At 65.0% G+C, this 12673-nt stretch carries 12 protein-coding genes; 1 reads left to right on the top strand and 11 read right to left on the bottom strand.

Going from position 1 to position 12673, the window contains the following annotated elements; translation table 11 throughout:
* Positions 1–9 precede the first annotated feature (9 nt).
* A complete protein-coding gene (locus MB901379_RS11240; protein ID WP_158016767.1) occupies positions 10–1236 on the bottom strand; it encodes an inositol-3-phosphate synthase in 1227 nt (408 codons plus the stop codon).
* A gap of 162 nt (positions 1237–1398) precedes the next feature.
* On the opposite strand from MB901379_RS11240, the gene MB901379_RS11235 reads away from it, so the two are divergent.
* On the top strand, positions 1399–2151 hold the full coding sequence (locus tag MB901379_RS11235) for an O-methyltransferase (RefSeq protein WP_158016766.1): 753 nt from the start codon (positions 1399–1401) through the stop codon (positions 2149–2151).
* Between the two features lie 45 nt (positions 2152–2196).
* Here MB901379_RS11235 and xerD read toward each other — a convergent pair whose 3' ends face one another.
* The 10 genes from xerD to MB901379_RS11185 all read right to left on the bottom strand — a co-directional run bounded on the left by xerD (position 2197) and on the right by MB901379_RS11185 (position 12670).
* Positions 2197–3138 carry a site-specific tyrosine recombinase XerD gene (gene xerD, locus MB901379_RS11230; protein ID WP_158019107.1) on the bottom strand — a complete coding sequence of 314 codons (942 nt, stop codon included), beginning with the start codon at positions 3136–3138 and terminating at the stop codon, positions 2197–2199.
* Positions 3135–3758, bottom strand: coding sequence for an NUDIX domain-containing protein (locus MB901379_RS11225; protein WP_158016765.1), 624 nt, complete (start codon positions 3756–3758; stop codon positions 3135–3137). The genes xerD and MB901379_RS11225 overlap by 4 nt, the downstream gene beginning before the upstream one ends.
* Positions 3751–5511: a CTP synthase gene (locus MB901379_RS11220; RefSeq protein ID WP_158019106.1), complete on the bottom strand. Its 1761-nt coding sequence runs from the start codon at positions 5509–5511 to the stop codon at positions 3751–3753. The genes MB901379_RS11225 and MB901379_RS11220 overlap by 8 nt, the downstream gene beginning before the upstream one ends.
* A gap of 146 nt (positions 5512–5657) precedes the next feature.
* A complete protein-coding gene (locus MB901379_RS11215) occupies positions 5658–6611 on the bottom strand; it encodes a copper transporter (protein WP_158016764.1) in 954 nt (317 codons plus the stop codon).
* 12 nt (positions 6612–6623) lie between these two features.
* Positions 6624–7805 carry a putative cytokinetic ring protein SteA gene (steA, locus tag MB901379_RS11210; RefSeq protein ID WP_158016763.1) on the bottom strand — a complete coding sequence of 394 codons (1182 nt, stop codon included), beginning with the start codon at positions 7803–7805 and terminating at the stop codon, positions 6624–6626.
* 164 nt (positions 7806–7969) lie between these two features.
* Positions 7970–9718: a DNA repair protein RecN gene (recN, locus tag MB901379_RS11205; RefSeq protein ID WP_158016762.1), complete on the bottom strand. Its 1749-nt coding sequence runs from the start codon at positions 9716–9718 to the stop codon at positions 7970–7972.
* A 3-nt stretch (positions 9719–9721) separates the two neighbouring features.
* Positions 9722–10645, bottom strand: a complete 924-nt coding sequence (locus MB901379_RS11200; RefSeq protein WP_158016761.1) for an NAD kinase — start codon at positions 10643–10645, stop codon at positions 9722–9724.
* Entirely contained in the window at positions 10642–11451 is an 810-nt protein-coding gene (locus tag MB901379_RS11195; RefSeq protein WP_158016760.1) for a TlyA family RNA methyltransferase, read from the bottom strand. The genes MB901379_RS11200 and MB901379_RS11195 overlap by 4 nt, the downstream gene beginning before the upstream one ends.
* 7 nt (positions 11452–11458) lie before the next feature.
* Positions 11459–11635 (bottom strand): hypothetical protein, encoded by a 177-nt coding sequence (locus MB901379_RS11190; RefSeq protein WP_158016759.1) that lies wholly within the window; start codon positions 11633–11635, stop codon positions 11459–11461.
* Positions 11636–11659: 24 nt separating this feature from the next.
* On the bottom strand, positions 11660–12670 hold the full coding sequence (locus MB901379_RS11185) for an HAD-IIA family hydrolase (RefSeq protein ID WP_158016758.1): 1011 nt from the start codon (positions 12668–12670) through the stop codon (positions 11660–11662).
* Positions 12671–12673: the final 3 nt, after the last annotated feature.

The following is a 12673-nucleotide window of genomic DNA, read 5'->3' as shown; positions in this document are numbered from 1 at the left end:
CCTTCACGGTCAGCCGAACGACTTCGATGACGACGAAAAAGACCTAGCCCAGGCCACCAGCGCTTCGTACTGCGCCGCAAGGGAATGCGTTGACGAAGCCCACGGCTCCTTGAAGAAAAAGCCCAGCTGCCCCACGATGCCGTGCACACCGCGAATTCGGGCCATCGCCAGCAGGCGCGCCACGTCGAGAACCAAGGGCGCCGCCAATGCCGAATCCGGTGCGGACCAAATCGTCTGCAGCGTGATCTGCCCGCCGAGAAATCCGGTGGCATGCACGTAGTCCCATGCGACCTTCGTTTCCCCGAGGTCTGGCACGTAGTCGATGTGCAGCGGAGCGGTGACGTTACCGCCCAGCATGTCCTGAATGCCCCGCTGCTTGCTCGCGAGCTTGGACTGGACAGCGATCGGATCGGCCAGCGTGGCCCCGTCACCGCCACCGAGCAAGTTCGACCCGGACCACGACTGGACGTTCATTGCGCGGTTGGCGAACATCGGTGCCAGCACGGTGCGCAACAATGTCTGCCCGGTCTTGGCATCCTGACCCGCGCAGAGCAGGCGGGAGTTGTCTGCCAATCGGTGCACCGCGGGAATGCCCAGTGTGGGCGATGGGGTGAAACACGAGTATGCGGCGCCGACCCGCACCGCGGCAAGCGCGGTTAACGCGCTCGCCGGCAACACAGCACGGTTCTTCTCGCAAACGGCCGCCCGCAGCAGATCCGGCTCACGATATTCAGGTAGGTCGGCCACCGGCGGCTGGGTGGAAGCCACATCGATGACAATCAGTACATCGAGGGCATGGCGCGCGACGAAGGACGCCATCGCGTCGCTGAGGCGGTCGATCAGTTCGGCCTGCGTGCTCGCTCCGGCGGTGGCGGGATCCGGCGTGGCCACGCATGCCGGCCCGATGATCTCTTCGTCGGTGGCCGCCAGTCGATCCGCCACCGCGGCTACCACGCGGTGCGGTAGCAGTCCCGCCTCGACCAGCGACTCCGCTCGCTTGACCAACGGGATGCTAGTGAGATCACGTCCACCCACCACGAAATCGGAATACTTCGGCAATGGCACTTTGGCAAAGTCGGAATTGCCTGTCACACAGCCAGTCTCAGCTACCAGACCCGCGCTGAGTGCATACAAACCCACGATCGAGGTGGTGGCCACCGATCCTCGCGCTCCGCTGAGCCACAGACCGCAGCGCCGCGCCCCAGCTACCTGGGATCTGGTGGCGTACTGGTCCATAGAGCCCTTCCCGTTTGCAAACGTCGCGAAAACTCCGCGTGTCAAACTAGGTTTTCTAGGCAATTGATGCTAGCACCGCCGGGCGCGGTTGGTGCTCTACTCAGCGAGGTCCCAGTAACCTAGTAGCGTGAATCGTCGCGAACCGGACTCTGGCGGACCACGATGAGCTGGAAACAACGCTTTGCCCCGTTACGGTGGTCGGTCTGGCGCATGCTGCCGGCGATGCCCAAGATCGCCCAGACGGGTCAGATCGGCGACGGTCGCGAGAGTGCGGTCGTCGACTACGTGCTCAAGCACGCCCAGGCCGGCGATATCGACGACGTGTTGGCCACCATCGACGAGTTCGCCTACAACAAGTCGTACCTGTTCAATGTCGGCGACGAGAAGGGGCAACTCCTCGATTCGGCGGTGCGACGATCCAACCCCGCCCTGGCGCTCGAATTGGGCACTTACTGCGGGTACGGCGCGCTGCGAATCGCCCGCGCCGCTCCGAACGCCAAGGTCTTCTCGGTCGAACTCGTCGAAGCCAACGCCGCCAATGCCCGGCGAATCTGGGCTCATGCCGGCGTGACCGACCGAGTGACGTGCGTGGTGGGCACCATCGGAGACGGCGGACGAACACTCGATACGTTGACCAATGAACACGGATTCGCTTCCGGTGGTGTTGATTTCGTGTTCATCGACCACGATAAGAAGGTCTATCTAGACGACTTGCAGCGCATTTTGGACCGGCGCTGGTTGCATCCGGGCTCCATCGTGGTGGCCGACAATGTCAAGGTGCCGGGTGCGCCGAAGTATCGCGCTTACATGCGCACACAACAAGGCGCGCGATGGAGCACCGTCGAGCACAGGGCGCACCTGGAATACCAGGCCCTGGTACCCGATCTGGTGCTCGAATCCGAATACCTGGGCTGATCTGCCAGAGGAGCGCCGCGCAAGGTTGGGCACACCCGCAACGGATTAAGTGGCCCGCGGGTGCGCTCCGGCCCACACCTCCCGCAGCGCGTGCACGGTGACCAGGGTGTAGATCTGTGTTGTGGTCACCGAGGCGTGGCCGAGCAACTCCTGCACGACCCGCACATCCGCACCACCCTCAAGCAAGTGGGTAGCGAACGAATGCCGCAGCATGTGTGGCGACACACCAGACGTGATGCCGGCGCGCTCGGCGGCATCCTGAAGTACCTGCCACGCGCTTTGCCGGGACAATCGGCCACCCCGAGCGTTGAGAAAAATCGCTGGTGTTCCGCGGCCCCGCCGTGCCAAATCGGGGCGTCCCCGCACCAGGTAGGCATCCAGCGCGCCCACCGCTGGACGTCCCACCGGCACCAGCCGCTGTTTACCACCCTTGCCGCGCAACAACACCGCCCGGGCTTGGGTGTCGATGTCGTCGACATCGAGGCCGACGGCCTCGGAGATCCGCGCCCCGGTGGAATACAACAGTTCCAGTAGCGCCCGGTTGCGCAGGGTCAGCGGGCCGTCGGCCGGGTTATCGCCACCGGCGCCCTCCAGCAGTGCCAGCACCTCATCGACCGTCAGGCTCTTAGGCAGCCGCCGTCCCGGTGTCGGCGGCCGCACCGCGCGCGCCACGTCCAGATCTGCCAGCCCCTCGGCCGCGGCAAACCGGTGCAACCCGCGCACGGCGATCAGCGCTCGAGCCGCAGATACCGCCGACAGCGCGGTCGCCCCAGATTCGGGATCGCCCCGACGCAACGACACCAGAAACTCGCTGACGTCATCCTCGCCCACCTTGGCCAAATCGGTGATCCCCCGGTCTTCGAGGTGCTTGGAATAGCGGCGTAAGTCTCGACGGTAGGAACTCAACGTATTCGGCGCAACGCCCCGCTCGATCGTCAGATGATCGAGATAACCCTGCAGTTGTGTCTGCAGAGCAAGCGTGGTCAACGCGCGGTCTTTCGCGCCATGAACGACGTGGGCTTGTCCATCCACGGGCTCTGCAAAGGTCGCGGCTGGATTCTTCCCATGGTCACCATCTGCGTCGCCAAAATTCCTGCAACCGCAATGGCATTGACGATTTCGCCGGTGAGCACCTTCGCTACGACCTCGGCGAGGGGAAACCACTGCAACGTCATGTCCGCCTCTTCGTGGTGCGCCTCTGGGCGCTCTGCGGCACTGAGACCGGTGGCCAAGTACACCCGCACCGACTCATCGCTAAAGCCCGGTGTGGAGGCCAGATCGACCAGCACCTGCCAGGTGGTGGCCTGCAACCCGGCCTCCTCCTGCAGCTCGCGTGCTGCGGTCAGATGCGGAGGCTCTCCCGAGGCGTCCAGCAGGCCCGCGGGCAGTTCCCAGAGCCGTCGCCCCAGTGCGTGGCGGTATTGATAGACCATCGCGATGTTCCCGTCGTGATCCATCGCCACTATGGCAACCGCACCGTAGTGCTCCACGACTTCTCGGACCGCAGTGGTGTCGCCGGGCATGCGCACCCGGTCCCGGCGCAGCGCGAAGATGGCACCCGTGTATATGGTTTCGGACGACGTGGTCTCGAAATCGTGTTCAGCCACGAGACGCGGGCTCGGGTAGCGGCTGCCCGACACTGCCTCGATGCTCGTTGCCGTTGGACACCCGCTCGGGAATCTCGGGGATATCGACAGGCAGCAGTTCGCCCGCCTTGTAGTCGATGGCCGCCTTGACGAACGCGACAAACAACGGATGCGGCCGGGTAGGCCGGCTTTTCAGTTCCGGGTGTGCTTGCGTGCCCACCAGGAATGGGTGCAGGTCTCGCGGGTACTCGACGAACTCGACCAGATGGCCGTCGGGTGAGGTCCCACAGAACCGAAGTCCGCTTTCCGCGATGCGATCCCGGTAGGCGTTGTTGACCTCGTAGCGGTGCCGGTGCCGCTCGGATACCTTGGTTGTTTGATACGCCTCGGCCACAATCGAATCCGGCTCCAGCACCGCGGGATAGGCGCCCAGGCGCATGGTGCCGCCCAGGTCGGCTTCGCCGGCGACGATATGTTTCTGATCGGCCATGGTTGAGATAACCGGATCCGGTGTGTCCGGTTCGAACTCGGCCGAATTTGCCTCAGCCAACCCTACCGAACGGGCGGCATCGATCACGATGCATTGCAGTCCGAGGCACAATCCCAGCACCGGCACGCCCCGCGCCCGGGCGTATGCGATGGCGGCAATCTTGCCCTCGATGCCCCGAATGCCGAACCCGCCAGGAATCAGCACCCCGTGAACATCACCCAGCGCGGCCGCGACACCGCCGTCGGTCTGGCAATCGTCGGAGCCGACCCAAAGTATTTCTACCTTGGCCCGATGCTTGAACCCGCCGGCACGCAACGCCTCCATAACCGACAGGTAGGCGTCCGACAGCTCAACGTATTTACCCACCAGAGCAATTCGCACGGTGTCGTGCGGTTCATGTACCCGGCGCAACAGGTCGTCCCATTCGGTCCAATCCACGTCGCGGAACGGCAGGTTGAGCCGACGCACCACGTAGGCGTCAAGTTCCTCCCGATGCAACACCTTGGGGATGTCGTAGATCGAGGGTGCATCCGGGGTGGAGATGATGCCGTCTATGTCGACGTCGCACATCAAAGCGATCTTGTTCTTCAGGGCTTCGGGGACCTCGCGGTCACAACGCAATATCAGTGCATCCGGGGTGATACCGATACTGCGCAGGGCCGCGACCGAGTGCTGGGTCGGCTTGGTCTTGAGTTCACCCGAGGGAGCCAGATAGGGCACCAGCGACACATGCAAGAAGAAGACGTTCTCCCGGCCGAGGTCGTGGCGGACCTGGCGGGCTGCCTCCAAGAAGGGCTGCGATTCGATATCCCCAACGGTGCCGCCGATTTCGGTGATGACGACATCGGGGCGATGACCGGCGGCGTTCGGTTCGGCCATCTCGAGGATGCGGCGTTTGATTTCGTCGGTGATGTGAGGGATCACCTGAACCGTGTCACCGAGGTACTCGCCCCGACGTTCTTTGGCGATCACTGTCGAATACACCTGGCCGGTAGTGACATTGGCGGAACCGGACAGGTTGCGATCAAGGAACCGCTCGTAGTGGCCGACGTCGAGATCGGTCTCCGCGCCGTCTTCGGTGACGAAAACCTCGCCGTGTTGAAACGGGTTCATGGTGCCCGGGTCCACATTGAGGTACGGGTCGAGCTTTTGCATCGTGACCTGCAACCCGCGGGCGGTCAACAGCTGACCGAGGCTACTTGCGGTTAGCCCCTTGCCGAGCGAGGACGCGACACCGCCGCTGACGAAGAGGTGCTTGGTGGCGGTTTGCGGATGCTTGCGCAAATGAGCGACCTCCGTGAAGACGGGCAGGGCGTGCGGTATAGCCGTTACTAGCTGGGCCTGCCGACCCACGGAAACCCACCCTAACACCCGCGGCGCCGCGCCGCGGCTAACACGCCCGACCGGATCGTCAGGTAGCTCCGGGTGAATTACTGGGGAATTGTGACCGCTGTCGCGCCGCGACCGATGCCGTACTGCCCCGGACGCCCCCCGTTGACCAGGTCCTGCAACGCCAGCACGGTGGTGATCCGACCGGGCGCACCATCAACGTCGTCAACGGTGCTGATCGTGGCCGCCATGCCGGTGTCGGCGCGGGTCACGGCGACCGCCGCGCCGCCAGTCGACGACCCGTCGCGGCCGGCGAGCACGGTGCCGGAACCGTGCGGTGCCAGGGCCGCGGCGAACCGTGCCACGCTGACTCCCTGATTGCCGGCGTCGGCCGGCAGCGCACCGCCGGTGATGACGATGGCAGCATTTGCCGCTGCCAGGTGGTCGCTGGGCTGATAGGTGATGAATCCGGTTTCACGCAGAGCGCCCAGCACGGTATCGCGCTGAGTGTCGTCGACAGTGGTGCCGGCGGGCGCATCCGGCTTGGCGCTGATCAGCAAGGCGATCCCGAGCAGGTCGCCGGCCTGTGAACCCTGGTCGACGAGCGTGGTGCTCAATTGGGTCCCGGCCGGCAGGATGGACGAGTTCACCACGGATCGCAGTTTCTCCGCAGAGTGAGCTTCGACGAACTCCTGCGTCAGCGACACGGTACCGGTAACCGAACCACCAGCCCGCCCGACGACCTTCGCCACCGCGGCAACGTCATCGTCGTTAGCGTCCGGGGTTCGGAAGATGATCACCGTCTTGCCGCCCAGCGCGTCATGTACTATTCGGCCCACCATCTGATTATCGAAATTGTTTGCCGCACTAAGCTTTTGATTCAGCACGTTGCGCTGGTCGTTGAGTCCGTTGATCTGCGCATACAGATCGCGCTTCTCGTTACGCAGGCTGGACAGCAAGGTATCCGAAAAAAAGCCCGAACCCAGCACAACGCCGATTGCCAGTGCCAAAAATACGGCGGCCAGCGAGATCGCATGTTGGCGTAACGAGATCATGAACGCACCGTCCTAGCTCACCAAGTTCTGCACCCAGAGGGTGAACCGGTTCCAGTAGTCGATGATCCAGTGCACCACCACGCCGTCGGTGCGCGACACCCACAAGACCACGATGATGGCGATCAGCATGGTCAACGCCAACAGCGCGATGGCGCCACCCGAAATATGGTTGCGATACAGGGTCGAGACGGCCTTGGCGTCCACCAGCTTCTCCCCCACCCGCAGCCTGGTCAGGAAGGTGGACGGGTTGCTCTGAGTCCGGGTCCGGTCGAAGAACGTCTCAATATTGGCGGTGTGACCGGCGGTGACCAACAGCGCGGCGCCATGGTGATCGGCGAGCAACAACGCCAGATCGGCCGCCGAACCCGCGGCCGGGAACGTCATCGCCCCGACACCAAGGTCCTGAATCCGCTCCAGGCCGGGCGCGTGGCCGTCGGCATCGGCGGGCAACACCACCTGGGCACCGCACTTGAGGACCTCGGTGCTGATTTGGTCGGGATCACCGACGATGAGTTGCGGACGATAGCCAGCCTTGCGCAGCACATCCGCGCCGGTACCAACACCGACCAGTACCGGCTGGTACTCCTTGATGAACGGCTTGAGGGCTTTCAGATCATCGGCGGCGGTGGGCTCTTCGGCAACGATTACCACGTGGCGCCGGCGCATGTCGACGTCGATGTCGGGGATGCCGATACCGTCGATCAGCAGTGGGCTTTCGCTGCGGATGAACTCAATCGTGTTGCCGGCGAAGGCCTCCAAATGAGCGGCTAGCCCACTCTTGGCTTCCCGCATCAGATCGGCAATATCGTGGTCGGTGCGTTCGGTGCCGCGGATCAGCCGACGGTCGCCGGAGTACACGCCGCCCTCGAAAAGGCGGATCTTGGCGCCGTCTTTGATCTTCTTGAAGACTTCCGGTCCGGTCTCGTCGATAAGGGCGATGCCGTTGTTGACCAACACTTCCGGGCCGAGGTTTGGGTAGCGGCCCGAGACCGATGAGGATGCGTTGACAACGGCAGCGACGTCGGCTTCCACCAGCGCATCCGCGGTGATGCGGTCCAGGTCCAGGATGTCGAGGACCACGATGTCGCCGGGACAAATCCTGCGCAGCAGGCGGTCGACATTCTTGTCCACTCGAGCGGTGCCTGTGAGGCCTGGCCGGGCGGTGTTACGAGATAGAAGCGCTGACATCTTCATGGGGGGATTCTGTCGGTGATGCCCGGTTGGAGCGGGGAGGCGCGCCGTAACAGGAGCCCCATAAGTTATATGACGTCACACCTGTCACACCAGCGTGTGCACGCCGACGGCGGGAAGTTGGCCGAATCGTTGCCGTAATTGCACGAAACCTTGATCGTCGGCGGTTAGATCTCGTCGTTTTGGGCGGCGTCGAGCAACTCCCGGGCATGGGCGCGGCCGCTGTCGGACTCGCCCAGTCCGGCCAGCATCCGGGCCAACTCGGCGACCCGCTCATCGCTGGTCAGGCGCCGCACGCCGCTGGCACCGTCACGTCCGGTGCCGTGCACCATCAGGTGCACATCGGCATAGGCCGCGACCTGTGGCAGATGTGTCACGACGATGACTTGGTGGGTACGCGCCAACCGAGCCAGACGCCGTCCGATCTGGACGGCGGCCCAGCCGCCGACTCCGGCGTCGACCTCGTCGAACACCATGGTGGTGCCGGCGGCCGACGCGGCCAGCACAACTTCGAGTGCCAGCATCACCCGGGACAGCTCACCGCCGGACGCGCTTTTGGCCAGCGGCAATTCGGTCATCCCGCGGTGCGCGGCGAAGCCGAACTCGACCTGATCGATGCCGTCGACACCGGCACGGACCCGCTCGCCCGTGGGCAACGTCAACGCGGCGGGATCACCCTCGTCGGCGAGGTCGGTGTTGACCGCGATGGTGAATGCGGCGTCCGCCATTGCCAAAGCGGACAGCTCGGCAGTGACCTCTTTGGCCAGCCGCTTAGCGCCTTTACGCCGAATATTGCTCAGATCACCCGCAGCTTGGGCCAATTCGCGTCCCAGTTCGTCGGCCTGGCGCTCCAACGCGGCCAGGCCTTCTTCCGACACATCGAGCTGGGCCAGCTGGGCGCGAGACTCCTGCGCCCAACGCAGCACCCCATCGACGTCGGCGGCGTATTTGCGCGTCAACGTGCGCAGCTGGGCTTGACGGGCAAGTTTGGCATCCAGTGCGCTGGCGTCGGCCGGCAATTCATCCGCGTAGTCGCCCAGCTCACCCACCGCGTCAAGGACCACCGTCAGCGCTTCGCCGATTTGTTCGGCCAGGGCCCGCAACGTGGCGTCGTCGGTGGACTCCAGCGCCGCTCTTGCCCGCCCGAGGCAATCCACAGCGCTGGGCCCGAATGTGTCGTCCGACATGCCCGACAGCGCCGCACGTGCCATCGACGCGGCTTCCCGCAGCGTATCCAGCTCGGAAAGTCGGACGATATCGGCGACCAACGCATCGTCCTCTCCCGGCTGCGGGTCCACAGTGTCGATCTCATTCAGGGCAAAGTGCAATCGATCCGCCTCTTGGGCCAGCTCGCGGGCCCGGTTGCGCCTGTCGATGAGATCGCGCCGCGCCGATAGCCACGCATCGCGCAGCTTGCGGTACCGCTCCAGCGCGGGGACGCTGGCGGCAAAACGGTCCAGCGCGCCGCGTTGCTCCTCGGGGCGCATCAACCGCAGCTGATCGTTTTGCCCGTGCAGGGCGAGCAGCTCGTTGGTAAACCCACTAAGCGATTTGGCGGGCACACTGCGACCACCGAGGTAGGCGCGCGACGGCCCGCTGCTGGCGACCGAGCGCAGCGCGATCACGCTGCCGTCCTCATCACGTTGTGACCCAGACGCATCCAGGATCTCCTCCAGCCGTGCGACCATGGCATCATCGAGATCGATTGTGGTGAAACGACCTTCCACAACGGCACGCTCGGCGCCGGAGCGCACGCGGGTGGGGTCCGCCCGGGCACCGCCGAGTAGATGCAACCCGGTGACCACCATGGTCTTCCCGGTGCCGGTCTCGCCGGTGAGTACCGTCAGGCCGCGATCGAACTCGGCGTTGGCGGAGCTGATGGCGCCCAGCGAGTCGATTCGAATTTCCGTTAGCACCAGTTACTTCCCGCGCCAGCCTGTCACCGGCAACTGGAACTTGGTCACCAGACGGTCGGTGAATGGCGCGCTGTCCAACCGGGCCCATTTCACCGGTGTGGCACAGCGCGTCACCTCGAGCCGCCCCCCGGCGGGTATCAACATTTCCCGGCGTCCGTCGCAGAACACCAGCGCATCATGACCGTCGGCCTCGATCTCGATGGCGATGGTGGCTTCCGGACTGGTGACCATCGGTCGACCGAACAACGCATGCGCATTGTTGGGCACGACCAGGATGGCTTCGAGGTCCGGCCACAACACCGGACCGCCCGCGGAGAACGCGTAGGCCGTAGACCCAGTGGGCGTGGATACCAGCACCCCGTCGCAGCCGAAGGTCGACACGGGTCTGCCGTCGATTTCGATGACCACCCCGAGCACGCCCAGCCGGGGGCCCTTCTCCAGGCTGGCCTCGTTAAGAGCCCAGCCCTGGGCGAGGACGCCGCCCGCGTGCCGCACCACGATGTCGAGCGTCAGCCGGTCCTCCACCCGGTAGTCGCGCGCCACCACGTGCTCAAGCACCAGGTCAATCGCCTCGGCTTCGGCCTCAGCCAAAAAGCCGATCCGGCCCAGGTTGACCCCCAACACCGGAATATTGGCATTGCGCGCCAGCTCGGCGGCCCGCAGGAAGGTGCCGTCACCGCCTAATACCAGCACCAGTTCGCAACCGTCAGCCGCGTCTGGGTCCGCGTCGACCACCTCGATTTCGACGCCCCTGGCCCGCAGGTAGTCCGGAGACAGGTGCAACGAACCCCGATCGACGGCCTCGGCGGAAAGCGCCCGAAGCGCAATTTCGTTGTCGCCCAGCACCTTCTCGACGCGCCGCGCCGTTTCGGTCGCTTCATCGCGCCCGGTGTGGACCACCAACAAGACGGTGCGTTGAGCGGTCATTCCGGCCCCTCCCTGATCGCCCGCCGCACCGCGTCCGCCAGGTCGTGGCCGACCAGCGCTCGATCGGATTCCGCGCGCAACCACAGGAAGTATTCGACATTGCCCGAGGGGCCGGGTAGCGGGCTGGCGGTGACGCCGAGGGTGTGCCAACCTAGCTGTTCGGCACTCCGCGCAACGGCAACCACTGCATCCGCGCGCAACTGCGGGTCGTGGACTACTCCGCCAGGGCCGACCTGACCCTTCCCCACTTCGAACTGCGGCTTCACCATGGGAACGATATCGGCGCTGGGTGAAGCGCATCCAACCAGCGCGGGTAACACGGTGGCCAATGAGATAAACGACAGGTCAGCGACGATGAGGTCAACGGGCCCGCCGATAACCTCCGGCACCAGGTCGCGGGCGTTGGTCCGCTCCACGACCACCACCCGCGGATCGCTGCGCAACGACCACGCCAGTTGGCCGTAGCCGACATCGGCGGCAACCACCTCGGCGGCCCCGCGATCCAACAGCACCTCGGTGAACCCGCCGGTCGATGCGCCAGCATCCAGGCAGCGGCGGCCGGACACGGCGAGCCCGAACGCATCCAGCGCTCCGATGAGTTTGTGCGCTCCGCGTGAAACCCAACTGCGCTCGCCGTCTGCGGCGACGGTCAGGGCCGCGCTGGCTGCAACGGCGGTGGCCGGCTTGACGGCGGGCAGGCCGTCGATGCGCACCTTGCCCGCGGTGATCAATTCCGCGGCCTGCTGACGAGACCGCGCGAGGCCTCGCCGGACCAGCTCGGCGTCAACGCGGGCACGCCGTGCCACCGTGCACTCAGCCTTTCTCCGCCGACTCCAGGGCCTGCATCAATACGTCGTGTGCCTCGGAGAGCCGGCGGGCGATGTCTTCTAGCTCGGCAAGGGACGGCCCGCTTTCGGCATCGGCGACGTCGGGCAACTGGGCTACCAACGCTTCGATTTCTGAGCGAATCTGTTCGGGATCAATAGTCATTGGACTCCCTACGCTAGTTGCCGGCTAATCACCATGCATCAGCGACCAGTGGCACAAGGCGCCGCGCGCCTGCTCATCGCCGGCCTCGATGCTGAATGACCGACCGTCGAACTGAGCGTTCCACACCGCATTGGCAACCGCCCGCACCACCGATAGATCGTCCCCGCGCTGTTCGCCGTTGGCGCTGACCGTCACCGACCGATCCGCCACGCGCAATTGCCAGCCGGGCTGCGGTGCCACCGCGAGCAGCGTGGGATCTTGGCGCAAGCAGCGCAGGTCGTGTCCGATGTAGGTGGGTCGGTGCGCGGGTTGGGCGTATACCGCGTCACGCGCGCTATTGACCCCCGTCAGCACCATCAGGCTGGGCAGCCCGGCGGCGTTGGCTCCCTCAATGTCGGTGTCCAACCGATCACCGATCACCAGAGGGGCGCGGAAATCACCGCGACCCACCGCGTCCTTCATCAACTGTGGCGCCGGCTTGCCCGCCACTTGGGGCTGCGCGCCGGTGGCGGTGCGCAGCGCTGCCACCAGGGATCCGTTGCCGGGCAAAAGACCGCGCTCGGTCGGCAGGGTGGGATCGACGTTTGCCGCCACCCACAATGCACCTTCCCGAATAGCCAGCGCAGCCTCGGCAAGTTCCGGCCAACCGACGGTCAGTGAAAGGCCCTGGACAACCGCAACGGGATCATCGTCGTGGCGGCGGACCGGGCGCAACCCAACCGCGGTGACCTCATTGGCCAGCGCCTCGGTGCCAACGATCAGCACCTTGGAACCGGGCGGCAACTGGCCGGCCAGCAAGCGAGCGGCACTTTGGGCGCTGGTGACGACGTCGTCACCGGTGGCGGGGAAACCCAGTTCACGCAGGTGCTCGGCAACCTCGTCGGCACTGCGGGAGGCGTTGTTGGTGACAAACAATTTGCGGCTATGGACCTCTGCCAGCGCATCGACGGCGCCTTCGGTGGCGCGGCGGCCACGATACACCGTCCCGTCCAGATCGATCAGCAAGCAGTCGTACTGCTGGGCAATGCTGTTCACCGT

It is taken from the genome of Mycobacterium basiliense (assembly GCF_900292015.1).
GTDB classification, from domain to species: Bacteria; Actinomycetota; Actinomycetes; order Mycobacteriales; family Mycobacteriaceae; genus Mycobacterium; species Mycobacterium basiliense.
The sequence above is the reverse complement of the archived record's forward strand: the minus strand, read 5'-3'. Positions and strand labels throughout refer to the sequence as shown.